Origin of the sequence: Kitasatospora sp. NPDC048545 (assembly GCF_040651155.1) — a bacterium.
GTDB lineage: Bacteria > Actinomycetota > Actinomycetes > Streptomycetales > Streptomycetaceae > Kitasatospora.
Window position 1 is genome coordinate 28,955 of sequence record NZ_JBEZIQ010000026.1, and the last position, 24,971, is coordinate 53,925.

The window sequence follows — 24,971 nt, forward strand, 5'->3', positions numbered from 1 at the left end:
GCGTCGGGACGGGGCCACCGGGGCCCCGCAAGCGGGGACGGCCGATCGGGGCCGCCGGGACCTGGCGAATCCCGCTGGTCGGAGGCGGTGTGTAGGCTCACCGGTCATGGCGAGGGTGACACGGGACGATGTGGCGCGGGCGGCGGGAACGTCCACGGCCGTGGTGAGTTATGTGATCAACGACGGGCCGCGGCCGGTGGCGCCGGCGACCCGGGCGCGGGTGCTCGCGGCGGTCGAGGAGCTCGGTTACCGGCCCAACCGGGTCGCCCAGGCGATGGCGCGGCGCCGGACCAACCTGCTCGGGATGGTCGTGCCGGACGCCCGGCAGCCGTTCTTCGCCGGGCTCGCGCACGCCGTCGAGCAGGCCGCCGCCGATCACGGCCGGCTGCTGCTGATCGGCAACTCCGACTACGCCGACGAGCGTGAGGCGCACTACATCCGCGCCTTCCTCGGGATGCAGGTGGACGGCCTGATCCTGGTCACCCAGGACCCGGCCACCCCCGGGCTGACCGGTTTCGACGTCGCCGACGGCACCCCGGTCGTCCTGCTGCACCACCGGGCGGAGACCGCCGACGGCGTCTCCGTGGTCGCGGACGACGAGGGCGGCGCCCGCGAGGTGGTCCGCCACCTGCTCGGGCACGGGCACGCCGAGGTGCACTGCTTCGGCGGCACCCGCGCGCTCAGTCCGCACGACCCGGTCACCGGGCGGACGGCCGGCTGGGTCGCCGCCCTGGAGGAGGCCGGGCTGCCGACCGAGGGACGGCTCGTCCCCGCGCCGTTCGACCGCGTCCGGGCGCACGCCGAGGGGCTCGCCCTGCTGGCCCGCCCCGACCGGCCGTCCGCCGTGTTCTGCGCGACGGACGACCAGGCGATAGGCCTGCTGCGGGCCGCGGACGACCTGGGGATCCGGGTGCCCGAGGACCTCGCGGTCGCCGGCTTCGACGACATCGCCGAGGCGGTGATCGCCGGGCCCGCGCTGACCACCGTGACCACCGCGCAGGACGAGATGGCCCGCGCCGCGCTGGAGCTCGTGCTCGGCGGGGCGGAGCACCGCGCCACCGGCACCCGGACCTTCCCGGCCCGGCTGGTGGTGCGGCGCTCCTGCGGCTGCCCGGCACCGGACCGGCCCGCCCTGGGCTGACACCGGCTGGCCCCGGGCTGACACCGGCCCGCCCGGCCCTGGCCGGGCGTCAGTTCAGCCGGAACGTCGCCTCGACCGGGTAGTGGTCGCTGGGCGCGACGGTGTCGGGCTGCCCGGGGGCCCAGCCCGCCTGCGGGTCGAAGTCGACCTTCACGGCCGACATCGCGGCCGGCACCGGACGGCCCGGGGCGTTGAGGTAGCCGATGTAGTCGAGGTCGTCCCGGTAGTCCTTGGGGAAGGTCTCGACGCCCGCCATGTACTGGCACCAGGAGGAGACCGGGCAGTCCATGGTGGTCCGGTTCTGGCCCGGGTCGGTGGCCGGGGTGCCGAGCACGCCGTTCACCGCGTTCTGGGCGTTGGCGTAGTCGCCGCGGGCCTGGCCGTGGAAGTACTCGACGTTGAGGTCGCCGCCGATCAGCACCGGGGCGCCGCTGCCGGCTATCCCGTCCGCCCAGGCGCGGATCTCGGCGAGCTGGCCGAGCCGGGTGGACTGGGTGGTGTCGGTGGAGACGTCCGACTCGTCGGCCTGCAGGTGAGTGCCGACCACCCAGGCGGTGCTGCCGTTCTTGGTCACCTTCACCAGCGCCGCGCCCTTGTTGGCGTGGTAGTCCCAGGTGCCGTACGTCGAGTTGCCGAAGACATGGGCGTACTGGGCGGTGATCGGGTACTTGGAGAGGATCATCGTGCCGCCGTTGATGACGAACCACGAGGTGGAGCAGTTGCCGCTGACGCCCGTCCAGCCGCCGCCGGAGCAGGTGCCGCCGACCACCGGCGTCCGGTACGGGTAGAGGTCGGCGAGCTTGCTGTTGATGTCGGCGGTCGAGCTGTTGTTGAACTGCTCGTCCAGGATGACGACGTCGGCGTCGTGCTGACGGACGATCTGCTCGATCACCGGGGTGCGGCGGGAGGCCTGCTCGTTCTGGGTGCTGTCGACGACGGCGGTGCCGAGGTCGACGTTGAAGGCGAGGACGGACAGCGTGGTGGGGCTCGCCGGGGTGTCGGCGGTGGCGGCCGGGGCGGTGCCGCCGAGCAGCAGAGCGGCGGCGGCTGCCGAGGTGAGGGCGGTGGCCGTACGACGCGAGAGCATGGGCGTTCTCCTGGGGGATTCGTCTACCCTGCGGGCCCGGCGCCGGGGTGACCGGCGTCGGGACTTGGCGGGGGAACGCTAGCTACCGACCGGTACGTCGGGGAGAACGCCAGGAGAGCAGTTCCGGCCGATCATGTGACCGCGAGATGTCTGTACAGCTCTGGGCGGGTGGGCGACAAGGTGTCTGTACACCTTCGCACCACCCGCGCCGCGCCGCCGGAGCCCGCGCGGACCGCCGTCAGCCGTCGAGCAGTTCGTCCGCGAGCAGGTCCATCAGGAGGTTGTCGTGCCAGGTGCCGTCCGAACCGCGCTCGTACTGGCGCATCGTGCCGACCTCCCGGAAGCCGACCTTGGCGTAGCAGCGGATCGCGGCGAGGTTGTCCGCGGCCGGGTCGATCACCAGGCGGTGGTAGTGGTGCTCGTGCACCAGGTACCGGGCCATGGTGCGCACCGAGTCGGTGCCCAGGCCCAGGCCGTGCACCGTCGGATCGAGGTAGAGGTCCATCCCGGCGTGCCGGTACTCGTCGTCGTTGTTGGCGTACCACTGGATGGCGCCGACCACCTGACCACCCAGGTCGATGGCGAAGGTCTCCGTGTCGGGCGATTCCAGGTCGTTGGCCACCTCGGCCGGCAGGTCGTCACCGCCCCGCCAGCGGGCGAACACCTCGGGCGTGCCACGGATGGCCGCCAGGGCCGGGATGTCGTCGGTGGTGGCCGGTCGGAGCGTCACCAGCGCGCCGTGCAGAATCGTCCCCATATGGGGCATGTTGGCACGGAAACCCGGCTCCGGCGAGTGTTTTGCCGCAGGTGACGAACCCTAGGCGGTGGGGTGCGCCGGGTCACCGAGGGGGCCGAGCCAGACGGCGGTCACGGCGCTGACGTAACGGGCGCCGCAGTGGTCGTCCGGGACGACGAGTTGCGGGCCGACGGCGTCCAGCGGGGCACCGTCCATGCTGGTGGCCAGCAGGATCCGCCGGTCACCGAAGTCCGGGTCGATCTCGGCCCAGGAGACCACCGCCCGGTGGCCGTCGGCGCCGACCACGGAGAGCAGGAAGCTCAGCCGCTGCTTGCGGCCGGAGAAGTCGATCCGGGGCCGGGCCTCGCGCAGCACGTCCAGCAGCGCCGGGCCCTCGTAGCCGTGGCGTTGCTCGCCCTCGGTCCGGCAGTCGAAGCTGACCTCGACCCGGTGGGCGGGGAGGGTGCGCAGCTGGTCGACGGTCAGCTCGGCGGGGCGGTCGAGGTGGCCGTGCAGCCGGACGGTGGGTCTGGCCGGGGTCATGGTGCTCCCTCCTCCCGGGCCGCTGCGTCGCGGCCCGGGAGAGGACTACCCGAAGGAAGGTCCACACATTCGCAGCTGCCGGGGTGAAAGGCGGTGTTCATCCGCAGATGCGATGCAGAATGCCCGGTCCGACCGGAATCTGCGGCCACCTCATCCGTCGTCCGCACGTGCATGCCATTCGGCCCCGGACGGCGCTCCGGGCCGGGTGCAGGCCGATGCGGGCCGATGCGGGCCTGCTTCCGGAACCCGGCGGAAGATTCCTCCCGGGCGGTGTCGATCCGGCGCCGGCCCGTTCGACGCAGGGGTGAGAGGCGGGGAGAGGCCCCGCCCGACCGACCGAGGAGTCACCATGCCGCGCTTCATGACACTGATCCGGATCGACGAGCAGGACCGCGCCGGATGGGAGCCGGACCCGGGGTTCGAACAGCGGATGGGGGCCCTGTTCGAGGAGATCACCAAGGCCGGCGTGATGCTGGAGACCGCCGGGCTGACCCCGACGTCCCAGGGCACCCGGCTGACCTGGCACGAGGGGAAGGTCGGCCACACCGACGGGCCGTTCACCGAGACCAAGGAGGTCATCGGCGGCTACGCCATCCTGCAGTGCAAGGACCGGGCCGAAGCCCTGGAGTGGACCCGGCGCTTCCTGCAGACCCACCCGGTGCACTGGCCGGTCGAGGCCGAGGTCCGGCAGATCGAGGAGATGCCCGAACCGCCGAAGTGACCGCCGTGGCAGTGTTTGCCTCCCCCACCGCCGGCTGCTCTGATGGGTGGCCGTGACGGAGAGGGCTGAGACGAACGGCACGACGGCGGACGGCACGACGGCGGACGGCACCGCCGCAGGCTCGTCGCCGACGGCCGGTACGACCGCGGGCGGCACCCCGGCGGACCGGACCGTGGCGGCGGTGGTCGAGACGGTGTTCCGGATCGAGTCCGCCCGGATCATCGCCGGGGTGACCCGGATCGTCCGGGACGTCGGCATCGCCGAGGAACTGGCGCAGGACGCGCTGGTGGCCGCGCTGGAGCGGTGGCCGCAGGAGGGTGTCCCGGACAATCCGGGCGCCTGGCTGACGGCCACCGCCAAGCACCGGGCGATCGACCTGGTCCGCCGCCGGGAGGTCTACGCCCGCAAGCTCGCCGAGGTGGGGCGGTCGTCGGAGGACGTGCCGCCGCACGAGCCGTCCGAACCGGACGAGATCGACGACGACCTGCTGCGGCTGATCTTCACCGCCTGCCACCCGGTGCTGTCGGCGGAGGCGCGGATCGCGCTCACCCTCCGGCTGCTCGGCGGGCTGACCACCCCGGAGATCGCCCGCGCCTTCCTGGTGCCCGAGCCGACGGTGGCGCAGCGGATCGTCCGGGCGAAGCGGGCGCTGGCGAAGGCGGCGGTGCCGTTCGAGGTGCCGTACGGGGAGGACCGGGCGCAGCGGCTGTCGTCGGTGCTGGAGGTCATCTACCTGGTCTTCAACGAGGGGTACTCGGCGACCAGTGGCGGCGACCTGCTCCGCCCCCGGCTGTGCGAGGACGCGCTGCGGCTGGCCAGGGTACTGGCGGCGCTGATGCCGGCCGAACCGGAGGCGCACGGGCTGGCCGCGCTGCTGGAGTTCCAGGCCTCACGCACGGCCGCCCGGACCGGGCCGGACGGCCGGCCGGTGCTGCTGGCGGACCAGAACCGGGCCCGCTGGGACGGGCTGCTGATCCGGCGCGGCTTCGACGCCCTGCAGCGGGCGGGCACCGGGCCGTACTCGGTGCAGGCGGCGATCGCCGCGTGCCACGCGAAGGCGCGGCGCTACGAGGACACCGACTGGGCGACGATCGCCGCGCTGTACGAGCGGCTGTCCGCGCTGTCGCCGTCCCCGGTGGTGGCGCTGAACCGGGCGGTGGCCGTGTCGATGGCCCGGGGCCCGGCGGCCGGGCTGGAGTTGGTGGACGCACTGACGGCCGAGCCGGCACTGCGCGGCTACCACCTGCTGCCGAGTGTGCGGGGCGATCTGCTGGCCCGGTTGGGGCGGGTGGAGGAGGCCCTGGCGGAGTTCGAACGGGCGGCGGCGCTGACCGGCAACGAGCGGGAGCGGGAGCTGCTGCGGGAGCGGGCGGCCACCCTCGCCGCGGACCGGAGCACCGGGAAAGACCCGGACACAGGGGGGACCGGGGCCGGGCCGCGGGGCTAGGGGGTTTCGTCCAGGCGCAGCCGGGCGCTGACCTCGCCGAGGCCTTCGGCGAGGACGGCCAGTTGCTCGCGGGTGAGCACGTCGATCAGCAGCTCGCGGACCAGGGCGACGTGCCCGGGTGCGGCCTGGCGCAGCATCTCCCGCCCCTGGTCGGTGAGTTCGGCGAAGACGCCGCGCACGTCGCTGGGGCAGGAGCGGCGGGCGACCAGGCCCCTCCGTTCCAGTTGGGTGACCTGGTAGGTCAGGCCGCTCTTGGAGGTGACCAGCTTGTCGGCGAGTTCGGTCATCCGCAGCGAGTCGCCGGGGGCGGCGGACAGGTGCACCAGGATCTCGTACTGCTGGTGGGAGAGGCCGGAGTCCTCCTTGAGCTGGCGCTCCAGCCGGCGGTTCAGCAGGTTGCTCGCGGCGACGAAGCCCCGCCAGGCGGCCATCTCGTCCGGGTCCAGCCAGCGAGGTTCGTTCAGTGAGGACATGGGGCGAAGCCTACTCCTGTTGTTCAAATTCGAACGAAGGTGTACCGTCGATCGGAGTAGACGTTCAAATTTGAACTACTATCGGAATCGACCACACCACCCACCGTGAACCCTCACGATCCGGTCCCGAGGAGGACGCCATGAGCGCCGCGGCCCCCGAGCGCATGCCCGCCCTGTACCTGTCGCACGGCGCTCCGCCGCTGGCCGACGACCCGCTCTGGCCGGGCCAGCTGGCCGCCTGGTCCGCCGACCTGCCCCGGCCCAAGGCCGTGCTGATGGTCTCCGCCCACTGGGAGGAGGCCCCGCTCGCCCTCGGCGCCGTCACCAGCGTCCCACTGGTCTACGACTTCTGGGGCTTCCCCGAGCACTACTACCGGGTCCGGTACGCCGCCCCCGGCGCGCCGGAACTCGCCGACCGCGTGCGCAAGCTGCTGCGCGCCCCCGGCACGCCCGTCCAGGACATCCCCGACCGCGGGCTCGACCACGGCGCCTACGTCCCACTGGTGGAGATGTACCCCGAGGCCGACGTCCCGGTGCTCCAGGTCTCGCTGCCCACCCTCGACCCGCAGCGACTGCTGGAGATCGGCCGCACGCTGGCCCCGCTGCGCGACGAGGGCGTGCTGATCATCGGCAGCGGCTTCTTCACCCACAACCTGCGGGCGCTCAGCAGCGACGGCCGGATCACCTCGGTGATGGCCGAGTTCGACGACTGGGGCCGGCGCGCCCTGGAGGCCCGCGACCTGGACGCGCTGCTCGACTTCGAGCACAAGGCACCCGCCGGACGCCTCGCCCACCCCCGCACCGAGCACTTCGCCCCGCTGTTCGTCACCCTCGGCGCCGGCGAAGCCGACCTGGACAGCCAGCGCAGCGTCATCGACGGGTTCTGGATGGGGCTGGCCAAGCGCTCCGTCCAGCTGGGCTGAGCCCCTCGGCGTCGGGCGGCCCGGGCGGCCCGACGCCGACCGGCACGGGGAACAGGTCGACCGTCACAGGGAGCAGCAGGTGAAGCGCTCGCCGATGTGCTCGGGCTGCTCGATCTCGTCCACCAGGGCGACCGCGTAGTCCGGCACCGAGATCCTGCTGCGCCCCTCGGCGTCGGCGAGCAACTGCTCCAGGCCGGTGCGGTAGCGGCCGGTCCGCTCACCGGGGCCGATCTCGGCGGCCGGGCTGAGCACCGTCCAGCGGAGGTCGGCGACCGTCCGGTAGTAGTCCAGCGCCGCACCGTGCGCGTGCATGATCTGCAGGATCGCCTCCGGCAGCCCCGGGGCGTCCCAGACCCGGACGCCCGGGGCGGTCTCCAGGCTGCCCGCGCCACCCACCACGACCAGCCGGGGCACCGGCCCGTCCAGCCCGCGCAGGCCCTCGACCAGGGAACGGGCCGCGGGCTCGATCAGCGCCAGGTGGCCCGGGCCGTCGCCGCCGCCGACGGCGCTCACCAGGACGTCCCGGCCGGCCGCGACCCGGGCGACGTCCGCCGGGTCCAGCACGTCCCCGCGCTCCACCACCGCGGCCGCGCCCCGGTAGCGCCCCGGGTCGCGGACCACGGCGGTGACCTCGTGGCCGCGGGACGCCGCCTCCACGACGACCGCGCCGCCGATGCTGCCGTTGGCGCCGATCACGGCGATCCTGGCCATGGGGTACCTGCCTGGTGGCTCGGTGGGGGCCGCACCTGCCGGACGGCGTCTGACATGTCGATTATCGGGCGGATCCCCGGCGACGACCGGAGGGTTGGGCCTCCCGTGTGACACCCCGCCGCCGGCGCGCCCGAACGGACGGCCGCCCGCGCGTCCCCCGGGGCGGGGGGACGCGCGGGCGGCCGGGGCGGGTGTCCGGACCGGGACGCCCGGTCAGGCGTGCCGGGTCAGGCATGTCCGGTCAGGCGTGTCCGGTCAGGCATGTCCGGTCAGACGTGCCCGGTGGTGGCGCGCTCGGCCTTGCTGCGCTCGACGCAGAACTCGTTGCCCTCCGGATCGGCCAGGGTGATCCAGCCCGTGCCGTCCGGCCGGCGCCGGTCGGCCAGCACGGTGGCGCCCAGGGCGACCAGGCGCTCCGCCTCCTCGTCCCGGCTGCGGTCCTGCGGCTGCAGGTCCAGGTGGACCCGGTTCTTCGCCGGCTTGCCCTCGGGCACCCGGATGAACAGCAGCGCGGCGCCGGCGGACTCCACCAGGGCCTCCTCGTCGCCCGGATTGTCGTCCTCGCCCAGGGTGCCCTCCAGCGCCCCGGCCCAGAACGTCGCCAGGGCGAACGGGTCGGCGCAATCGATCGTCACATGTCGTACCAGAGAAGCCATGGGCCTACTCTGAACTGCCCCGTTCGGATCCGTCCAGCCGTTTCCGGGAGTGCCGGTGGCCGTCCAGCGGATACGGCGGGAACGCCGGGAGGATCTCCGCGAAGGCGTAGCCGCTCTTCTCCGCGACCCGGCAGGAGGCGTGGTTGTCGCCCTCGTGCAGCAGGTCGATCCGGCGCAGGCCGTCCTCAGCGAAGGCGGCGAAGGCCCAGGCGGTGAGCGCCTCCACCGCGCGCGGGGCGACGCCCCGGCCGCGGGCCGGACCGGCCGTCCAGTACCCCACCTCCGCGCTCTCCCCGCCCGGGGTGCCGCGCTTGAGCACGACGTTGCCGACCAGCCCGCCGGCGTCCAGCACCGCGAAGGAGTACCGGGTGCCGGCCGCCCGGCCCTCGCGCTGCTGCCCGAGCCAGTGCGCGGCCTGCTCCTCGTCGTCCACCGGGGTGCGGGTGAAGCGGCGCAGGGTCTCGTCCCGGTAGGCCTCGACCAGGGCCGGCGCGTCGGCGTCCTCGAAGGGGCGCAGCACCAGGCCCTCGGCCACCGGGTTTGCGGCTGCGGTCACTTCGCCTGCCCCTCCCAGTTCCAGCGCGGGGTCGGGCCGGGCTCGCCGAGGTCGGTGCCGGCCGGGGAGGCGGAGACGTCCTCGGCGATCTTCGTGCCCCAGTCGAAGTACTCCAGCACCCGGGCGCGCAGCAGCTCGTCCGCCGGCAGCTCCTCGCGGACGGCCTCGGCCATCAGCTCCATCCAGCGCAGCCGCTGCTCCTCGGTGATCCTCAGTCCCAGGTGGGCGCGCAACAGGGCCTGGTGGCCGCCGAGTTCGTCGGTGAAGGAGGTCGGGCCGCCGAAGACCTCCGCCAGCCAGACCGCGACGTGCTCGATGTGGGTGGGGGTGAAGTCGGCGAAGACCGGCGCGAGCAGCGGGTCGGCGAGGACGCCCCGGTAGAAGGTGTGGCTGAGGCGGCGCAGCGCGTCGAGGCCGCCGACGGCGTCGTACAGGCTCGTGGGCCGTTGGTCGCTCATGGATGTTCTCCCCGTGGGTGCGTGACCGTGCGTCGTGACCTTCCTAGCAGGCGGACGGCTCGCACGCCGGGGTCGCGGGCCCGCTGTTCGCGCCGGGCACAGCAAGCGGACGGCGGCGCTCCTGTCCCCCGGTCCGGCCGCCGGCCCCGGACGTCCGCTCGCCGGCTGCGGGATCCCGCTTGACCCTGACGCCTGCGGCAGGGTCGGAAGGTGGTGTCCATGAACGAGTTCCCCCTGAACGACACCCGAAGGAACGACGCCCGCAGGAACGGCACCTGTGCGGACGTCGGACCCGTGGACGACGCCCGCGGGGGTGACTCCCGCGGGAGCGCCGGGAGCGTGCCGCAGGACCGGGTCGTGGTCGTCACCGGAGCCGGGACGGGCATCGGGCGGGAGACGGCGCGGGCCTTCGCCGCCGGGGGCGCACGGGTGCTGGCGGTCGGGCGGCGGCCGGGGCCGCTGGCGGAGACGGCCGCCGCGCACCCGTCCTCGATCGAGCCGCTGGCCGCGGACGTGACCGGGCCGGACGCGCCGGAGGCGATCGTCGGGGCGGCACTGGAGCGGTTCGGACGGCTGGACGTGCTGGTCAACAACGCGGGTGTCACCGGCGGCGGCGGGAAGCTCGGCGCGTACACCCGGGAGGGCATCGACGCCCTGCTGGCCACCAACCTGCTGGCCCCGGTCCTGCTGGGCCAGGCCGCCCTGCCGGCGCTGGCGGACAGCCGGGGCGTGATCGTCAACGTCAGCACCGCCGTCGGACAGCGCGGCTGGCCGTCCGGCTCGGTGTACGCGGCGGGCAAGGCCGCACTGGAGACGGTGACCCGCAGCTGGGCGGTGGAGCTGGCGCCGCGCGGGATCCGGGTGGTGGCGGTGGCACCGGGCGCGATCGGGACGCCCATCGGCGAGCACGCCGGGCGCAGCCCCGAACAGCTGGCGGCGCTGCGGGCCTGGCAGATCGCGCACACCCCGCTGGGCCGGATCGGCCGCCCGGCGGAGGTCGCCTGGGCGATCGTGCAACTCGCCGCGCCGCAGGCCTCGTTCGTGACCGGCGTAGTGTTGTCCGTCGACGGGGGCGCGCTGGTGGGCTGACCCGCGGACGAGGCGGAGGGGGCCGAACGGGTGCGGATCGGCGAGCTGGCGCGGGCCACGGGCGCGACCGTCCGGGCACTGCGGCACTACGAGCAGGCCGGGCTGATCGACTCCGGGCGCGAGCCGAACGGCTACCGCGACTACCGGGAGTCGGCGGTCGTCCGGGTGCGCAACATCCGCGCGCTGGTCGGCGCCGGGCTCACCCTGGACGACCTCGGCCCGCTGCTGGGCTGCCTGGACGGGGACGTGCTCGCCGGCCCGCCGTCGGAACGGGTGCTCGCGGTCGCCCGGGCCCGGCTGGGGGTGCTGGAGCGCCGGATCGCCGCCCAGACCGAGGCGCGGGACCGGCTGGCGGCCGCCCTCGTCGCGGCCGAGGGGGCGACACGCGCGTGACACCCCCGATCGGGGGTGTGCAGGGGGCGGGTGGGAGAGGACAGTGGGCCCATGCAGATTCCACTCTCCGTGATGGACTTCCTCGACCGGGCCGAGCTGGTCTACGGCGACCGGGTCGGCATCGTCGACGAGCCGGCGCAGCCGGCCGAATCCTGGGGCGAGCTGAGCTACCGCCGGGTCGCCGAACTCGCCCGGGCCCAGGCGGCCGGGCTGGACCGGCTCGGCGTCGGGCCCGGCGAACGGGTCGCGATCGTCTCGCACAACTCGGCGCGGCTGCTCACCTCCTTCTTCGGGGTGAGCGGCCACGGCCGGGTGCTGGTGCCGGTGAACTTCCGGCTGAAGGCCGAGGAGGTGTCGTACATCGTCGAGCAGAGCGGCGCCTCCGTCCTGCTCGTCGACCCCGAAGTCGCCGACGCGCTCCACGGGGTGGTGGCCAAGCACACGTTCGTGCTCGGCGCCGACAGTGACGCCCTGCTGTACGACCACGACCACTCCCCCCGGCCGTACGCGTTCTCCGAGAACGACACCGCCACCATCAACTACACCAGCGGAACCACCGCCCGTCCCAAGGGCGTCCAGCTCACCCACCGCAACGTCTGGCTCAACGCGACGCTGATGGGCCTGCACTACGGCGCGAACGACCGGGACGTCTACCTGCACACCCTGCCGATGTTCCACGCCAACGGCTGGGGCCTGCCGTTCTCCCTCACCGGGCTCGGCGCCAAGCACATCGTGCTGCGCAAGGTGGACGGCGCGGAGATCCTGCGCCGGGTCGAGCAGCACGGGGTGACCTTCCTGTCCGGCGCTCCCGCCGTGGTGCAGATGGTGCTGGACGCGGCCGCCGACTGGGACGGCCCGGTGCCCGGCCGGGACCGGGTGCGGATGATCGTGGCCGGCGCCCCGCCGCCGACCTCGGTGGTGCAGCAGGTCGAGGAGCAGCTGGGCTGGGAGTTCATGCAGCTCTACGGCCTGACCGAGACCGCGCCGATCGTCACGGTCAACCGCTCGCGGGCCGAGTGGGACGCCCTGCCGGCCGCCGAGCGCGCCGAGAAGCTGGTGCAGGCCGGCGCGCCCGCGCTCGGCACCCGGGTGCGGGTGGACGCCTCCGGCGAGGTGCTGGTGCGCTCCAACACCGTGCTGGACGGCTACTGGCAGCAGCCGGAGGCGACCGCCGAGGCGCTGCGGGACGAGTGGTTCCACACCGGCGACGGCGGCACCGTCGTGGACGGCCAACTGAGCATCTCGGACCGGAAGAAGGACGTCATCATCAGCGGCGGGGAGAACGTCTCCTCGATCGAGGTGGAGGACTGCCTGTACGGCCACCCGGCGGTCGCCGAGGCGGCCGTGATCGGGGTGCCGCACGAGAAGTGGGGCGAGACGGTGAAGGCACTGGTGGTCCTCCGGGAGGGCCACGATCCGGTCACCGAGGCCGAGTTGATCGCGCACTGCAAGCAGCGGCTGGCCGGCTACAAGTCGCCCACCTCGGTGGAGTTCCGGGACGCGCTGCCGCGCACCGCCACCGGGAAGCTGCAGAAGTTCCGGCTGCGCGAGCCGTACTGGACCGGACGGCAGCGGCAGGTCAACTGACCAGCCCCGACTCCCTTGCCGCGAGGGCGAGTTCGGTCCGGTTGCGGACGCCGAGCTTGTGCATCGCGGACTTGAGGTAGCCGGTCACGGTGTTGCAGGTCAGGCCCAGTCGGGCGGCGATCTCCGGGTTGGTCCGGCCGGTCGCCGCCCAGCGCAGCACCTCGTGCTCGCGCGGGGTCAACGGCCGTGCGGGGGCGGCCGGCCGGGGCTTCTCGCGGCTCCACTCGGCCGCCCCGGCGAGCGCCCGGGCGGCGGCCCCCGCCAGCGCGCCGACCGCGGATATCCGGACGTCCCCGAACGGCACGACGGCGCGTACCGAGGCGTAGACCACGCCGTGCACGGTGGCGCCGTCCATCAGCGGGACGGTGAGCATCGCGTACAGGTCGTCGGCGGCCACGGCCGCGTCGTAGTGGTGCGAAATGGTCGTCGCCGCACGGTAGTCGGGCACCCAGGTCGGCGCGCGCTCGGCGAGCGCACGGCCACCGAGGCCGAGGCCGGCCGGGACGGCCACGTTGTGCAGCAGGTCGGCCCGGGTGCCCGCCCAGTGGCGCAGCACCATGCCCTCGCCGCCCTTCCCGCGCCCGGGCAGCGACTCCGGCAGCCCGACCAGCCCGACGTCCACCCCGCACTCCGCCACCACCCGGCGGGCGAGGTCGCCGAGCACGGCGTCCCGCACCAGCGCGGCGGCCCGCGCGGCGACTTCGGCCTCGGCCGGTCCTTCGGCGCCGCCGGCGGGGCGTGCGGATCGGCCGGGGCGTGCGGCATCGCCGTCCGGGCGGGCGGATCGGCCGTGGGGTCGCGCAGTTCGGGGGGTGTCCGCGCTTTTCATCGCGCGATTCTCACACGCGCCGGGACCGGTGGCGAGAGTCCTGACGTGCGTCTTTCGTGGAGTGGCGCGCGCCCGTGACGGCACGGGCGTAGGGTGCGGCCGAGGCTACCGGCGGGTAGCGGCCGCCGTGACCGAAGGGAAGCCGATGACCGACCCGAAGACCCCGACCCCGCCTCCGGCGGACGTCCTGGGCGGGCTCCTGGAGGACCTGCGGGCCGAGAGCGCCGTCCTGGACGGACTGGTGACCGGTCTGCCGACGGAAGGCTGGAGCCGGTCGACGCCCGCCGCAGGCTGGACCGTCGCGCACCAGATCGCCCACCTCGCCTGGACCGACGACTGGACGGCGCTGGCCGCGCGCGACGCGGAGGGCTTCGGCGCGGCACTCCGCGACCGCGTCGGCACACTGCTGGAGGCCGGCGCCGACCCGGTCGAGGAGGGTGCCCGGGAGGGCGCGGCCGCCGAGCCGGCCGCGCTGCTCGCCCGCTGGCGGGCCGGGCGGGAGGACGTGCTGGCCGCACTGGCCGCCGCCCCCTCCGACGTGCGGCTGCCCTGGTTCGGCCCGCCGATGAAGCCCGCCTCGATGGCCACCGCCCGGCTGATGGAGACCTGGGCGCACGGCCAGGACGTCGCGGACTCGCTCGGCGTCACCCGTGAGCCCACCGCCCGGCTGCGGCACATCGCCCACCTGGGGCTGCGCACCCTGGGCTTCGCCTTCGGCGCGCACGGCCTGCCCGCGCCGGAGCACCCGGTCCGGCTCGAACTGACCGCCCCCGACGGCGGGACGTGGGTCTTCGGCCCGGCCGGCGCACAGGACGTGGTGACGGGCCCGGCCCTGGACTTCTGCCTCCTGGTGACCCAGCGCCGCCACCGGGACGACCTCGACCTCACCGCCACCGGCCCGGTCGCCACCGCCTGGCTCCCGATCGCCCAGGCCTTCGCCGGCGCGCCGGGCAAGGGGCGGCAGCCCGGGGCCTAGGGAGTCCGGGGCCGAGAGGGGCCCGGGAAGTCAGGGGCCGGGGGCCGGAGGGGACCGGGGCCGGAGGGAACCGGGGCCCGGGGAGTCCGGGGTGCCTGTCGGACCCCCGGGGTTCAATGGCGGGCATGAACGACCTGATCGGCCGCCTGCCCACCGTCCCCGAGCTGCGCGACCGCTGCCGCGCGCTGGCCGTGCTCGACGCGGTCCTCAGCCCGGACGACTGGGGCGGCCGGTACTACTCCTACGACTCCCGCTGGTCCGAGGACGAAGCCCTCGGTTCGATGCGTGACGGCCAGGGCAACGACTGGTTCGTGCTGTTCTCCCCCGTCGGCGTCTACGGGCGGAGCTTCGACCACGAGGTGCCGACCACCCTGAAGCCGCTCGCCGCCGTCCCCGAGGAGTTCCGCGGCTGCGTCGAGCAGTTGGGCGCCGGGGACGAGGCGGAGCCGGTCGCCACCGCCTTCTTCTGGCGGGCTCACGGGGACGCGGCCTGGCAGGGCGACGCCGTCGACGGAGGCGCGGCGGGCCCGTTCGCGCTGCTGCTGGACGTCTCGGCCGAGGCCTACCGGGACTGGGCCGAGGAGTACTTCGAGCCGGAGCAGCCGCCGTCCCTGGCCGCGATCCGGCCCGTCCTGGCGCTGCGGCCGCTCACCCCGGCCGTGGTGGCGGCACTCAACCCGGACACCGACCTGGCGGAGCTCGCGGGGGACCTCGCGGAGATCGGGTACCCGCACTGAGGGATTCCCCGCCGAGGGCCGCACGGGGGATTCCGCTACCGGGGATCCCGCGCCGGGGCATCGGACCGGGGAATCGGAACGCCCTCAGAGGCCGATCCTGAGCGGGGTGAGCCGGGTCGCGATCAGGTTGGTGGCGCCCCGGTCGCGCTCGATGCGGCCGTGCACCAGCAGCCCGGCCCGGTCCAGGGCGGTGCGGCGCTGGGACTCCCAGACCGGGCGGTTGCAGATCACGTTGATCAGGCCGGTCTCGTCCTCCAGGCTGAGGAAGAGCACCCCGCCGGCCGTCGGCGGCCGCTGCCGGTGGGTGACCAAGCCGCCGACCACCACCGCCGTTCCCGGTGGTACGTCCGGGAGTTGGGCGGCTGACAGGGCGCCGCCGCGCTCCAGCCGGTCGCGCAGGTGCTGGAGCGGGTGGCCGGCGGCGGAGGTGCCGGTGGCCCACAGGTCGGCGATGGTCTCCTCGACCGGGCTCATGCCGGGCAGGTCCGGCGCCTCGGTGCCGGGCGTGGTGCCGGGGAGCAGCTCCGCCGAAACCCCGGCGAACGCCCCGGCCGTCCACAGTGCCTGACGTCGCGTCAGGCCGAAGCAGTCGAAGGCGCCCGCGGTCGCAAGCGCCTCCAGGGCGGGCGCGGGCAGGCCGGTGCGGCGGGCGAAGTCCTCCAGGTCGGTGTACGGCTGCCCGGCCGCGATCGCCTCGGCCTGCGGGGTGCCGATGCCGCGGACGGTCTCCAGGCCGAGCCGGATGGCCGGCTGCGGGCGTCCGGCGGTCAGCGGCGGCTTCGGGGTCGGCCCCCGGTACGGCTCCAGGGTGGGCCGCGCCCCGCTGGCGTTGACGTCCACCCCGCGCACCCGCACGCCGTGCCGCCGGACGTCCGCGACCAGGCTGAGCGGCGAGTAGAAGCCCATCGGCTGGTTGGCCAGCAGGGCACAGGTGAAGGCCGCCGGGAAGTGGTGCTTGAGCCAGGCGCTGGCGTACACCAGGTAGGCGAAGCTGATCGCGTGGCTCTCCGGGAAGCCGTAGCTGGAGAAGGCCTCGATCTTGCCGTAGACGTCCTCGGCGACCTCCGGCGGGATGCCGCGCTCGGCCATCCCGCCCAGCAGCCGCTCGCGCAGCCGGGCGACCCGCTCGTGCGAACGCTTGGCCCCCATCGCCTGCCGCAGCCGGTCGGCCTCGGCGGGGGTGAACCCGGCGCAGTCGATGGCGAGTTGCATCATCTGCTCCTGGAACAGCGGCACCCCGAGGGTCTTGCCGAGCGCGTTCTCCATCAGCGGGTGCGGGCAGCCTGGCGGCTCCACCCCGGCGCGGCGGCGCAGGTACGGGTGGACGGAGCCGCCCTGGATCGGGCCGGGTCGGATCAGCGCGACCTCGACCACCAGGTCGTAGAAGTGGTCCGGCTTGAGCCGGGGCAGGGTCGCCATCTGCGCCCGGGACTCGACCTGGAACACGCCGACGGTGTCGGCCCGGCGCAGCATCGCGTACACGCCCTTGTCGTCGTCCGGGATGGTGGCCAGGTCGTAGCGCAGGCCGTGGTGCTCCGCGACCAGCGCGCAGGCGTCGTGCAGCGCGGCGAGCATGCCGAGGCCGAGCAGGTCGATCTTCACCAGCCCGGCGCCGGCGGTGGACTCCTTGTCCCACTGCAGGACGGAACGCCCGGGCATCCGGGCCCACTCGGTCGGGCAGATCTCCCCGATCGGCTCCTTCGTGAGCACCATGCCGCCCGAGTGGATGCCCAGGTGGCGCGGCAGGCCGTGGAGTTGGGCGGCGAGCGAGAGCACGTCGGCGGGGATGACGGCGTCCGCGCCGGGGGCGGAGCGGAAGTCGGTCTGCCGGCTGAACGCGTCCACCTGCCCCTGCGGGTAGCCGAGCACCCGGGCGGCGTCGCGGATCGCCAGCCGGGGCCGGTAGGTGATCACGTTGGCGACCTGGGCGGCGTGCTCGCGCCCGTAACGGCCGTAGACGTACTGGATGACCTCCTCGCGGCGGCGGTTCTCGATGTCCAGATCGATGTCGGGCGGCCCGTCCCGGGCGGTGGACAGGAAGCGTTCGAACAGCAGCCGGTAGTGGATCGGGTCGACGGCGGTGATCCCCAGGGCGTAGCAGACCGCGGAGTTGGCGGCCGAGCCGCGGCCCTGGCACCAGATGTCCCGGTCCCGGCAGAAGTCCACGATGTCGTGCACGATCAGGAAGTAGCCGGCCAGGTCGAGGTCCTCGATCACGTCCAGCTCCTTGGCGAGCTGGCGGCGGGCGGCGGCGTTGCCGGGGCCGAAGCGGGCCGGTCCGCCGGCCGCGACCAGGGCACGCAGGTGGCTGATCTCGGTCTCGCCCTCGGGGACGGGGAAGCCCGGCAGCTCCGGGTCCAGTGTGGCGAAGTCGAAGGCGCAGGCCCGGCCGAGTTCGACGGTGGCCCGCTGCACGCCCGGGAAGCGGGCCAGCCGGCCGGCCATCTCGCGGCCCGAGCGCAGGTGCGCGGTGCCGGCCGCCAGGGTCCGGCCGACCGCGTCCTGCAGGGTGCGGCGCTCGTGCAGCGCGGCGAGGCTCTGCGCGAGGCGGCCCTGGGCGGGGCCGGCGTGGTGGGCGTTGGTGGAGGCGACGGTGGCCAGTCCGTGTCCGGCGGCGAGCGCGGCCAGGGCGTCGTTGCGCCGGTCGTCGCCGGGCAGCCACTGGTCGATCAGCTCGACGTGCACGTTCTCGCGGCCGAACGCCTCGGTGAGGGTGTGCAGCCGCTGCCCGGCCGTACCGTCCGCGAGGCCCGCCGGGACGCGGCCGAGGCGGCAGCCGGTGAGCACCGCCCAGTGGCCGCCGTGCGCGGCGGCCAGCGCCGCGAGGTCGTACACCGGGCGGCCCTTCGCGCCGCCGGCCAGCTGGGCGGCGGCGATCGCGGCGGAGAGACGGCGGTAACCGGCCGGGTCACGGGCGAGGACCAGCAGGTGCTCGGTCTCCTCCGGGGAGTGGCGGAGGGTCAGCTCGGCCCCGAACACGGTGGCCACGCCGGTGCCCCGGGCCGCCTCCGCGAGCCGGACGGCGCCGTACAGGCCGTCGTGGTCGGTGACCGCGAGGGTCTCCACGCCCAGCCGGGCCGCCTCGGCGACCAGGGCCTCCGGGTCGCTGGCGCCGTCCAGGAAGCTGAAGGCGGAGTGGACGTGCAGCTCGGCCCAGGGCTCGGCGGAGCCCTTCGGGGCGGCCGGGGGTTCCTCCGGAACGGGGCGGCGCAGCGGGACGACCGTGCGGTCCGGCGCCGCGCCGGTCAGCCGGCGGTGCAGCTCGCTCCAGGGGACGGTGGGGTGGCTGGTGAAGCCCATCGGGGGTCGCCTTCGTCGTTCTCGTGCTCGTCCTCCCCCCTCGTCCGGGTCCGGGGCCGCCAGGCCCTGTCCGGGCCTAGTCGTAGCCGGCCTCCACGTACCACGCACCCCCCTCCACGGTGAGCAGCAGCGCCCGGCCGCCACCCACCACCACCTGGAACCGCGCCCGGCGGCGGGCGAGCGACTGGTCCCACCAGTACTCGACCGCCGGCCACGGCCCGGTCCAACCGTCCACCCGCTCCTCCCGGCCCCGGACCACGACCAGGGCCGGACGGGCCGACACCCCCGCCCGCCCGTCCACCGTGACCGGCTGCCCGGCCGCGTCCAGCACCCGCACCGGCGCCGGATCCCGCAGCACCACGGCCGGCCACACCTCCGGCAGCCGCCCCGGCCACGGTGCGTCGACCGGAACCGCCGCCTCGTACGGCTCGCCCCACGGCACCCTGACCGCCTGCTCCCCCGGGCCGCGCCCGCCGGCCGGCTCGATCCGGCGCAGCCCGGCGTGCCCGAGCACCGCCTGCACCCGGGCGACCGCGCGCTCCACCCGGTCGTCGGCGACGGCCTGGCCCCACAGCGCCAACTGGCGGCCCTGGTCCGGGGAGAGACCGTCGGGGGCCAGGCGGAGCAGTGTGAAACCGGTGTCGGAGCCCTCCCCGGCGGCCGCGAAGGTGCCGGCGCCCTGCCACGCCTGGAGCTGCCAGCGGACCCGCTCGGCCAGCGCCGTCGCCGACAGCCGGCCCTCGTGCCGCCACAGCCGGGAGACCGTCCGGCCGTCCGCGCAGGCCACCTCGACCGCCACCCGGCGGCAGGTCAGCCCGGCCCCGGCCAGCCGCTGGTGCAGCGCCTCGGCCAGCGTGCGGCCGACGAACACCAACGGCTCGGCCAGCGGCTCCGGCGGGTCGAAGCACTGCTCGACGGCGAGGTCCGGCTCCTCGTCGCGCGGCACCAGTGGACGCGGCTGCAGCCCGCGGGCCAGCCGGTGCGCGACCGTCCCGGACGGGCCGAAGCGGTCCGCGACCGCCTCGGACGGCAGCGCGGCGAACGCCCCGACGGTGGGCAGGCCGAGCCGCCCGAGCAACTCGGCCGGGGCCTCGTCGCCCAGCGCGCTCACCGGGTACGGGGCGAGGAACTCCGCGGTCCGGCCGGCCGGTACCAGTACCCCGGCGCGGGCGGCGAGCACCGCGGCGAACAGGCCGTCCGCGACGCCGACCTGGGCGTGGGGGGTGGCCGGCGGGGCCGCGCCGAGGGGTTCGGGGGTCTCGGGAGTTCCTGGGGTTCCTGGGGTTCCTGGGGTTCCTGGGGTTCCTGGGGTTCTTGGGATTCCTGGGGCCTCGGGAGTTCCTGGGGATTCGGAGGGCTCGGGTGTTCCGGAAGGCTCGGGCGTTCGCGTTCCGGAGGGTTCGACCGCCACCGCGCCCGGGACGGCGTCCGGGACGGGCGGCCGGCCGAGGGCGTCCGCCACCGCCGTACGGACCTTGGCCGCCAGCGCCTCCTCGCCGCCGAAGTAGCGGCCCGGGCCCTTCACCGGGATCGCGCACAGGCCTGGGCGGATCACCTCCACCCGGGGCGTGAACGCCTCCACCGCCGCGACCACCGGCTCGAAGCGGCGGGTCTCCGCCTCCGGGTCGCGGTCGCGCAGCTCCAGCTCCGGGCAGAGCCGCTGGGCCAGCTTGAGCCGCTGCCCCTGCCGCACCCCGGCCGCCCGGGCGCCCGCCGAACAGGCGAGGATCCGCCCGCCCTCGGTCACCGCCACCGGGTCGTCGCCGGTGACGGCGACCACCGGCCAGTCCGGGCACCAGACGACCAGCACCCGGGGGGTCCGGTCCCCGGCGGTCGCGGGCGTCCCGGTCGCGGGTACTCCACTCGCGGGCACTCCATTCGCGGGCGTCCCGGTCGTCGGCGTCCCGCCCCCGGGTACCTCGCTCCCGGGCATCTCAGACCACCGCCGCGGCACGGGCTGCGACCGGTTCCGTCACGGGCTGCGACTGCTCCTCGGCCGGGCCCACCTGGCTCGGACCGACCTTGATCGGGCGCAGCTGGTCCGGGCGCGGCCGGAGCGCGTGTTCCGGGAGTTCGCGTTCCGGGAACGGACGTTCCTGGAACGGGCGTTCCGGCAGCGGGCGCACCGCGCCGTGCTCGTCGGGCAGCCAGAGCCGGGCGGTCAGGCCACGCACCGCCGAGCCGCGGCCCTCGGCCACCACCTCGACCTGCCGGCCGGTGAGCTGCCCGTGGCCGTCGCCCAGCCCGAACCAGCGTCCGGACCGCACCCCCAGCCGCAGCGCCGCGCCCGGCCACGAACCGGCCACCAGGAGAACGCAGCCGCTGCGCCGCAGCACCGCCGCCAGCCGGGCGGCCAGCTTCGGCGGCACCGGGCCGTCCGGGCGCAGCATGACCAGTTCGACCGCGCCGGCCAGCACGGACACCACCTCGGCCCAGTGCGGCCCCGGGTCGTCCGCGACCAGCAGTCGGCGCAGGTCCAGCCCGTACCCCTCGGCGGCGGCCAGCCCGAGGTCCGGCAGCCCGACCGCCGCGGCCCAGCCGCCCTCGGTCTCCCGCACCCCGGCGGCGAGCGCCAGCAACAGTCCGGTGTCCCCGCCCGCCACGGACACCGCCGTCCCGCGGCGCAGTCCGCCGTCCGGCAGCACCTCCCGCAGCGCGGACGGCACCGGCAGCAGGCCCCGGGCCTCCGCCCGTCCTTCGCCCGGCGCTCCCGGCAGGGCAGCCGGGAGCGCCACCGGTCGGAGCGTGGGGCGTGCGGGCTGCTCGACGATGGATTCGAAAACAGATTCGAAAACGGGCACAGCTCCAGGATCGAACATCCGTTCGCAAAGATTCAAGTCCGACTCGGCGGCCCCACCCGTCACTCTCCGTGCAGGTCGGGGCGGGTGCCGCCGCCGGACGGGGGAAAGCGCTCGGCCGACCGGGCTACCGACAAACCTTTTTTCCTTGACAAATTTTTTTGTCGGTTGGAAGCTGGAGGAGTGCTGGACGTCGCTGTGATCGAAGAACCCGCCGCGGCCGAGGCGTCCCTGGACCCGATCCGGGCCCGGATCCTCGCCGCCCTGGCCGAACCCGGCTCGGCCGCCATGCTGGCCGCCCGCCTGGGCCTGCCCCGGCAGAAGGTCAACTACCACCTGAAGGAACTGGAGCGGCACCGACTCGTCGAACTCGCCGAGGAACGACGCAAGGGCAACGTCACCGAACGGGTGTACCGCGCCACCGCGGCCTCCTACGTGATCTCCCCCAGCGTCCTGGCCGCCGTCAGCCCGGACCCCGCCCGCTCCCCCGACCAGCTCTCCGCCAACTGGCTGCTGGCCCTGGGCTCCCGACTGGTGCAGGAGGTCGGGACCCTGCTGACCGGCGCCGCCCGGGCCCGGCGGCGGGTCGCCACCTTCGGCATCGACGCCCAGGTGCGGTTCGCCTCCGCCGCCGACCGGACGGCGTTCGCCGAGGAACTCGCCCAGACCGTGGCGACCCTCGTCAGCCGCTACCACGACGAGTCCGCCCCCGGGGGCCGCAGCCACCGGGTGATCGTCGGACTCCACCAGATCCCCGCGACGGCCCGGCCCGGAGCCGGGACGCCTCAGGCCGGGACACCTCAGGCCGAACCCGGAAGCGGAGCCGGGGCACCTCAGGCCGGGGCCGGGGCCGAAGCACCGCAGGTCGGAGCCGAACCGAACCAGGAGAACCCGCGATGACCCACCCGTTCGAGATCGAGCTGACGACCTCCCTGCCGGCGAGCCCCGAACAGGTCTGGGAGGCGATCGCCACCGGACCGGGGATCGACTCCTGGTTCATGGGCCGCAACGAACTGGACCCGCGCGAGGGCGGCACCGCCGCCATGGAGACCGGAGGCCACCGCGCGGAAGCGGTGATCACCGCCTACGAGCCCGGCAAGCGCCTGGCCACCCGCACGGCCACCGCCGAGGACGGCCGCTTCATGGCCTTCGAGTACCTGATCGAGGGGCGGGACGGCGGCGCCACCGTGCTCCGCGTCGTCCACAGCGGCCTGCTCGGCGACGACTGGCAGGACGAGTACGACGCGCTGCGCCGCGGCTGGCCCTTCCACCTCCACACGCTCCGCGAGTACCTCACCCACTTCACCGGGCGCACCGCCGTCCCCGTCTTCGCCGCGGCACCGTCCGCCGGGCGGCCGGACCCCGAGCTCCGCACGGCCCTCGCCGACGCCCTGTCGCTGCCCCTCCCGGTCACCGCGGGCGCACGGGCCCACGCCGAACCGGCCGGCCTGCCGCCGCTGGACGGCGAGGTGGTCTGGGCCGACGACGAACGCCTGGGGATCCGCACCGCCGACGGGCTCTACACCTTCCACCACGGCCAGGGGCTGGCGCTGATGTTCCACCACCTCTTCGGCCCCGCGACGGACGGCGCCGAAGCCGCCTGGCAGCGGTGGCTGACCGGCCTCCTCGTCTGACCGCCCACGGGCTGCCCGCCCGCCTGCACACCCGCCCGACGTAGGCCCGATCGCCCAACCGACCGCCCAACCGACCGACCGCTCACCCGATGACCGGAAACCCCCGAGAACGAGGAACAGAGGAACCACCGATGCGCACCCTGATCAGCACCGCCTTCATCTCGCTCGACGGCGTCGTCGACTCCCCCGGCGGAGAGCCCGGCTACCGGAACTCCGGCTGGACCTTCAAGGACGTCGAATTCCTCCCCGAGGCGTTCGAGATCAAGGGCCGGGAGCAGGAGGAGGCCACCGCGATGCTGCTGGGCCGGGTCAGCTACCAGGCCTTCAGCCCGGTCTGGCCGGACATGGCGGACTTCGCCCGCTACAAGTCCCTCCCCAAGTACGTCGTCTCCAGCACCCTCACCGACGAGGACCTGGTGTCGAACTGGGGCGAGACCACCATCCTGCGCTCGCTCGACGAGGTCGCCGCCCTGAAGGAGACCGAGGGCGGCCCGATCATCGTCCACGGCAGCGCCGCCCTGAACCGGGCACTCTCGGACGCCGGCCTGATCGACCGCTACCACCTGCTCGTCTACCCCCTGCTGCTCGGCGCGGGCAAGCGCCTGTTCAGCGGCACGGACAAGGACGCCCAGAAGCTGAAGCTGGTCGAGCACGAGGTCTACGGCAACGGCCTGCAGAAGCAGGTCTTCGACGTGGTCCGCTGACGGACTCTCCCCCGCAGTGGAATTGACGATTCGTCACTTCCACTGCGGGCTCCGGATGAACACCTCGGCGCCCGGTCGCCGTTCCGAGAACAGGCCTGCCGGAGAAGCCCGCACGAGCAGCTCGCGGAGGTCCGTCTCGAAGGTCGGACGGCGGTCGGTGAAGAGGTGCGGGGCCGAGGAGGAGAACGAGAAGACGCCCGCGACCGTGTCGTCGACCGTACGCTCCGGCGGCTGCCCGCCCGGGACGACGATCCGCTGCGGACCGGTGAAGCCCGCCCCGGCTCCGCGCCCGGCTTCAGGTCCGATACGTGTACCAGCGCGCCGCCGGGGCGCAGCATCCGACGGACGGTCGCCGCCACCAGGTCGCGGGTCCGTCCGGTGGAAGGACCGGCCGAGGGTGGCCACCGTGAAGGTGCCCAGCCCCGGGGGCAGTTCCTCGGCCCGGGGGCAGTTCCTCGGCCCGGGGGCAGTTCCTCGGCCCGGGGGCAGTTCCTCGGCCCGGGCCCGCACCCGGGTGACCCGGACTGCCCGGCGCCCGCCCACCGCGCCTCGGCGATCATCCCGGCGTCCGGGTCCGCCCCCACCGCCGGCGTCCCCGGCCCGCACCCCAGGTCGAGCAGCCGCCCCCGCCCGTCCGGCCCAAGTGCCCCGGCCGGCGCCTCCGCCAGGCCGGGCGCGTACGGGAGCCTGCCGCGCGCGTAGTGGGCGGCCGCTCCGGCGAACAGCGTCTCGTCCTGGGTCCGGCTGTCGGCCGGGTCCGTCCCTTCGTGACGGTCACCGGGTCAACGGCCTTGATCATGGCACGGGTTGGCGATCGCCCTGCGCCGGAAAACGATGGACGGAATTCCTGCGATCAGCAGACTGGTCCCATGACCGTGACGGATGACAAGACCGACCTCCAGGTGTACCTCCAGGACGCCCGCGACGCGCTGCTCTGGAAGCTCGACCGCCTGTCCGAGTACGACGTGCGCCGCCCGCTCACCCCCACCGGGACCAACCTGCTGGGTCTGGTGAAGCACCTCACCGGGGCCGAGGCGATGTACTTCGGCGACACCTTCGGCCGGCCCTTCCCGGAGCCGACCCCGCTGTGGTTCACCGGCGACACCGAGCCGAACGGCGACCTGTGGGCGCGGGCCGACGAGAGCACCGAGGAGATCGTCGGGCGCTACCGGCGGGCCTGCGCACACTCGGACGCCACCATCGAGGCCCTGCCGCTGGACGCGACCGGCCGGCTGCCGTTCGGCGACCGCCCCGAGCAGACCCTGCACCGGGTCCTCGTCCACATGATCGCCGAGAGTCACCGCCACGTCGGCCACGCCGACCTGGTCCGCGAACTCGTCGACGGCGCCGTCGGCCAGCGGCCCGACGGCGTCAACACCGCCGAGGGCGACGCGGACTGGTGGCGGGCCCACCACGACCGCGTGGAGCGGGCGGCCCGGAAGGCCGGCGGGCTCGCCTGAACCGCAGGGCCG

General features: G+C 74.7%; 26 protein-coding genes. 13 read left to right on the forward strand and 13 right to left on the reverse strand.

Annotated elements, in window-relative coordinates; translation table 11 throughout:
• Nucleotides 1–106 precede the first annotated feature (106 nt).
• Nucleotides 107–1,141 carry a LacI family DNA-binding transcriptional regulator gene (locus AB0D10_RS23910; protein ID WP_360259734.1) on the forward strand — a complete coding sequence of 345 codons (1,035 nt, stop codon included), beginning with the start codon at nt 107–109 and terminating at the stop codon, nt 1,139–1,141.
• Between the two features lie 49 nt (nt 1,142–1,190).
• On the opposite strand, the gene AB0D10_RS23915 is transcribed toward AB0D10_RS23910, so the two are convergent.
• From AB0D10_RS23915 to AB0D10_RS23925, 3 genes are all read right to left on the reverse strand, one after another.
• The gene (locus AB0D10_RS23915; protein WP_360259736.1) at nt 1,191–2,228 is read right to left on the reverse strand and encodes a sphingomyelin phosphodiesterase; all 1,038 of its coding nucleotides are present in this window, start codon (nt 2,226–2,228) and stop codon (nt 1,191–1,193) included.
• Nucleotides 2,229–2,466: 238 nt separating this feature from the next.
• On the reverse strand, nt 2,467–2,985 hold the full coding sequence (locus tag AB0D10_RS23920) for a GNAT family protein (RefSeq protein WP_360259738.1): 519 nt from the start codon (nt 2,983–2,985) through the stop codon (nt 2,467–2,469).
• A 60-nt stretch (nt 2,986–3,045) separates the two neighbouring features.
• A complete protein-coding gene (locus tag AB0D10_RS23925) occupies nt 3,046–3,507 on the reverse strand; it encodes a molybdopterin-dependent oxidoreductase (RefSeq protein WP_360259740.1) in 462 nt (153 codons plus the stop codon).
• Nucleotides 3,508–3,856: 349 nt separating this feature from the next.
• On the opposite strand from AB0D10_RS23925, the gene AB0D10_RS23930 reads away from it, so the two are divergent.
• Together AB0D10_RS23930 and AB0D10_RS23935 are read left to right on the forward strand one after the other, a co-directional pair.
• Complete coding sequence (locus AB0D10_RS23930; RefSeq protein WP_360259742.1) at nt 3,857–4,228, forward strand: YciI family protein; 372 nt, start codon at nt 3,857–3,859, stop codon at nt 4,226–4,228.
• A gap of 172 nt (nt 4,229–4,400) precedes the next feature.
• Nucleotides 4,401–5,675 carry an RNA polymerase sigma factor gene (locus AB0D10_RS23935; RefSeq protein WP_360259955.1) on the forward strand — a complete coding sequence of 425 codons (1,275 nt, stop codon included), beginning with the start codon at nt 4,401–4,403 and terminating at the stop codon, nt 5,673–5,675.
• Here the strand turns inward: AB0D10_RS23935 and AB0D10_RS23940 are convergent.
• Complete coding sequence (locus tag AB0D10_RS23940) at nt 5,672–6,139, reverse strand: MarR family transcriptional regulator (protein ID WP_360259957.1); 468 nt, start codon at nt 6,137–6,139, stop codon at nt 5,672–5,674. The genes AB0D10_RS23935 and AB0D10_RS23940 overlap by 4 nt on opposite strands.
• 149 nt (nt 6,140–6,288) lie before the next feature.
• Between AB0D10_RS23940 and AB0D10_RS23945 the strand changes: the two genes are divergently transcribed.
• A complete protein-coding gene (locus AB0D10_RS23945; RefSeq protein ID WP_360259745.1) occupies nt 6,289–7,071 on the forward strand; it encodes a class III extradiol ring-cleavage dioxygenase in 783 nt (260 codons plus the stop codon).
• A 63-nt stretch (nt 7,072–7,134) separates the two neighbouring features.
• Here AB0D10_RS23945 and AB0D10_RS23950 read toward each other — a convergent pair whose 3' ends face one another.
• From AB0D10_RS23950 to AB0D10_RS23965, 4 genes are all read right to left on the reverse strand, one after another.
• Entirely contained in the window at nt 7,135–7,782 is a 648-nt protein-coding gene (locus tag AB0D10_RS23950; protein ID WP_360259748.1) for an NAD(P)H-binding protein, read from the reverse strand.
• 269 nt (nt 7,783–8,051) lie between these two features.
• Nucleotides 8,052–8,438: a VOC family protein gene (locus AB0D10_RS23955; RefSeq protein ID WP_360259750.1), complete on the reverse strand. Its 387-nt coding sequence runs from the start codon at nt 8,436–8,438 to the stop codon at nt 8,052–8,054.
• A 4-nt stretch (nt 8,439–8,442) separates the two neighbouring features.
• Nucleotides 8,443–8,994, reverse strand: coding sequence for a GNAT family N-acetyltransferase (locus AB0D10_RS23960; protein WP_360259752.1), 552 nt, complete (start codon nt 8,992–8,994; stop codon nt 8,443–8,445).
• The gene (locus AB0D10_RS23965; protein WP_360259754.1) at nt 8,991–9,452 is read right to left on the reverse strand and encodes a group II truncated hemoglobin; all 462 of its coding nucleotides are present in this window, start codon (nt 9,450–9,452) and stop codon (nt 8,991–8,993) included. Before AB0D10_RS23965 ends, AB0D10_RS23960 begins: the two co-directional genes overlap by 4 nt.
• 219 nt (nt 9,453–9,671) lie before the next feature.
• Here AB0D10_RS23965 and AB0D10_RS23970 point away from each other — a divergent pair, with 219 nt between their 5' ends.
• From AB0D10_RS23970 to AB0D10_RS23980, 3 genes are read left to right on the forward strand one after another with little or no spacing between them, the layout of a single operon-like run.
• The gene (locus AB0D10_RS23970) at nt 9,672–10,541 is read left to right on the forward strand and encodes an SDR family oxidoreductase (RefSeq protein ID WP_360259756.1); all 870 of its coding nucleotides are present in this window, start codon (nt 9,672–9,674) and stop codon (nt 10,539–10,541) included.
• A 30-nt stretch (nt 10,542–10,571) separates the two neighbouring features.
• Complete coding sequence (locus AB0D10_RS23975) at nt 10,572–10,934, forward strand: MerR family transcriptional regulator (protein WP_360259758.1); 363 nt, start codon at nt 10,572–10,574, stop codon at nt 10,932–10,934.
• A gap of 51 nt (nt 10,935–10,985) precedes the next feature.
• On the forward strand, nt 10,986–12,521 hold the full coding sequence (locus tag AB0D10_RS23980; RefSeq protein ID WP_360259760.1) for an AMP-binding protein: 1,536 nt from the start codon (nt 10,986–10,988) through the stop codon (nt 12,519–12,521).
• Here the strand turns inward: AB0D10_RS23980 and AB0D10_RS23985 are convergent.
• On the reverse strand, nt 12,514–13,350 hold the full coding sequence (locus AB0D10_RS23985; RefSeq protein ID WP_360259762.1) for a LuxR C-terminal-related transcriptional regulator: 837 nt from the start codon (nt 13,348–13,350) through the stop codon (nt 12,514–12,516). The genes AB0D10_RS23980 and AB0D10_RS23985 overlap by 8 nt on opposite strands.
• Before the next feature lie 145 nt (nt 13,351–13,495).
• Here AB0D10_RS23985 and AB0D10_RS23990 point away from each other — a divergent pair, with 145 nt between their 5' ends.
• Nucleotides 13,496–14,326 carry a TIGR03084 family metal-binding protein gene (locus tag AB0D10_RS23990; protein WP_360259764.1) on the forward strand — a complete coding sequence of 277 codons (831 nt, stop codon included), beginning with the start codon at nt 13,496–13,498 and terminating at the stop codon, nt 14,324–14,326.
• A gap of 125 nt (nt 14,327–14,451) precedes the next feature.
• Nucleotides 14,452–15,063 carry a hypothetical protein gene (locus tag AB0D10_RS23995; RefSeq protein ID WP_360259767.1) on the forward strand — a complete coding sequence of 204 codons (612 nt, stop codon included), beginning with the start codon at nt 14,452–14,454 and terminating at the stop codon, nt 15,061–15,063.
• 84 nt (nt 15,064–15,147) lie between these two features.
• Here the strand turns inward: AB0D10_RS23995 and AB0D10_RS24000 are convergent, their stop codons facing one another.
• The 3 genes from AB0D10_RS24000 to AB0D10_RS24010 form a co-directional block, all read right to left on the reverse strand.
• Complete coding sequence (locus AB0D10_RS24000) at nt 15,148–18,363, reverse strand: error-prone DNA polymerase (RefSeq protein WP_360259769.1); 3,216 nt, start codon at nt 18,361–18,363, stop codon at nt 15,148–15,150.
• A gap of 76 nt (nt 18,364–18,439) precedes the next feature.
• Nucleotides 18,440–20,173 (reverse strand): DNA polymerase Y family protein, encoded by a 1,734-nt coding sequence (locus AB0D10_RS24005; protein ID WP_360259771.1) that lies wholly within the window; start codon nt 20,171–20,173, stop codon nt 18,440–18,442.
• A gap of 124 nt (nt 20,174–20,297) precedes the next feature.
• Nucleotides 20,298–21,098, reverse strand: a complete 801-nt coding sequence (locus tag AB0D10_RS24010; protein ID WP_360259773.1) for a hypothetical protein — start codon at nt 21,096–21,098, stop codon at nt 20,298–20,300.
• Nucleotides 21,099–21,344: 246 nt separating this feature from the next.
• Here AB0D10_RS24010 and AB0D10_RS24015 point away from each other — a divergent pair, with 246 nt between their 5' ends.
• The 3 genes from AB0D10_RS24015 to AB0D10_RS24025 all read left to right on the forward strand — a co-directional run bounded on the left by AB0D10_RS24015 (nt 21,345) and on the right by AB0D10_RS24025 (nt 23,499).
• Entirely contained in the window at nt 21,345–22,061 is a 717-nt protein-coding gene (locus tag AB0D10_RS24015) for a helix-turn-helix domain-containing protein (RefSeq protein WP_360259776.1), read from the forward strand.
• Nucleotides 22,058–22,795: an SRPBCC domain-containing protein gene (locus AB0D10_RS24020; RefSeq protein WP_360259778.1), complete on the forward strand. Its 738-nt coding sequence runs from the start codon at nt 22,058–22,060 to the stop codon at nt 22,793–22,795. The genes AB0D10_RS24015 and AB0D10_RS24020 overlap by 4 nt, the downstream gene beginning before the upstream one ends.
• A 131-nt stretch (nt 22,796–22,926) precedes the next feature.
• The gene (locus tag AB0D10_RS24025; RefSeq protein ID WP_360259779.1) at nt 22,927–23,499 is read left to right on the forward strand and encodes a dihydrofolate reductase family protein; all 573 of its coding nucleotides are present in this window, start codon (nt 22,927–22,929) and stop codon (nt 23,497–23,499) included.
• A 33-nt stretch (nt 23,500–23,532) separates the two neighbouring features.
• Here the strand turns inward: AB0D10_RS24025 and AB0D10_RS24030 are convergent, their stop codons facing one another.
• Complete coding sequence (locus AB0D10_RS24030; protein ID WP_360259781.1) at nt 23,533–24,042, reverse strand: hypothetical protein; 510 nt, start codon at nt 24,040–24,042, stop codon at nt 23,533–23,535.
• 326 nt (nt 24,043–24,368) lie between these two features.
• Here AB0D10_RS24030 and AB0D10_RS24035 point away from each other — a divergent pair, with 326 nt between their 5' ends.
• Nucleotides 24,369–24,959, forward strand: coding sequence for a DinB family protein (locus AB0D10_RS24035; RefSeq protein ID WP_360259783.1), 591 nt, complete (start codon nt 24,369–24,371; stop codon nt 24,957–24,959).
• Nucleotides 24,960–24,971 lie beyond the last annotated feature (12 nt).

Coding starts and splice junctions, on each gene's coding strand:
- AB0D10_RS23930 (WP_360259742.1), top strand. CDS start 3,857: ATGCCGCGCTTCATGACACTGATCCGGATCGACGAGCAGGACCGCGCC.
- AB0D10_RS23910 (WP_360259734.1), top strand. CDS start 107: ATGGCGAGGGTGACACGGGACGATGTGGCGCGGGCGGCGGGAACGTCC.
- AB0D10_RS23980 (WP_360259760.1), top strand. CDS start 10,986: ATGCAGATTCCACTCTCCGTGATGGACTTCCTCGACCGGGCCGAGCTG.
- AB0D10_RS24025 (WP_360259779.1), top strand. CDS start 22,927: ATGCGCACCCTGATCAGCACCGCCTTCATCTCGCTCGACGGCGTCGTC.
- AB0D10_RS23990 (WP_360259764.1), top strand. CDS start 13,496: ATGACCGACCCGAAGACCCCGACCCCGCCTCCGGCGGACGTCCTGGGC.
- AB0D10_RS24000 (WP_360259769.1), bottom strand. CDS start 18,363: ATGGGCTTCACCAGCCACCCCACCGTCCCCTGGAGCGAGCTGCACCGC.
- AB0D10_RS24035 (WP_360259783.1), top strand. CDS start 24,369: ATGACCGTGACGGATGACAAGACCGACCTCCAGGTGTACCTCCAGGAC.
- AB0D10_RS23955 (WP_360259750.1), bottom strand. CDS start 8,438: ATGGCTTCTCTGGTACGACATGTGACGATCGATTGCGCCGACCCGTTC.
- AB0D10_RS23950 (WP_360259748.1), bottom strand. CDS start 7,782: ATGGCCAGGATCGCCGTGATCGGCGCCAACGGCAGCATCGGCGGCGCG.
- AB0D10_RS23965 (WP_360259754.1), bottom strand. CDS start 9,452: ATGAGCGACCAACGGCCCACGAGCCTGTACGACGCCGTCGGCGGCCTC.
- AB0D10_RS23915 (WP_360259736.1), bottom strand. CDS start 2,228: ATGCTCTCGCGTCGTACGGCCACCGCCCTCACCTCGGCAGCCGCCGCC.
- AB0D10_RS23995 (WP_360259767.1), top strand. CDS start 14,452: ATGAACGACCTGATCGGCCGCCTGCCCACCGTCCCCGAGCTGCGCGAC.
- AB0D10_RS23925 (WP_360259740.1), bottom strand. CDS start 3,507: ATGACCCCGGCCAGACCCACCGTCCGGCTGCACGGCCACCTCGACCGC.
- AB0D10_RS23970 (WP_360259756.1), top strand. CDS start 9,672: ATGAACGAGTTCCCCCTGAACGACACCCGAAGGAACGACGCCCGCAGG.
- AB0D10_RS24020 (WP_360259778.1), top strand. CDS start 22,058: ATGACCCACCCGTTCGAGATCGAGCTGACGACCTCCCTGCCGGCGAGC.
- AB0D10_RS23985 (WP_360259762.1), bottom strand. CDS start 13,350: ATGAAAAGCGCGGACACCCCCCGAACTGCGCGACCCCACGGCCGATCC.
- AB0D10_RS23945 (WP_360259745.1), top strand. CDS start 6,289: ATGAGCGCCGCGGCCCCCGAGCGCATGCCCGCCCTGTACCTGTCGCAC.
- AB0D10_RS23920 (WP_360259738.1), bottom strand. CDS start 2,985: ATGGGGACGATTCTGCACGGCGCGCTGGTGACGCTCCGACCGGCCACC.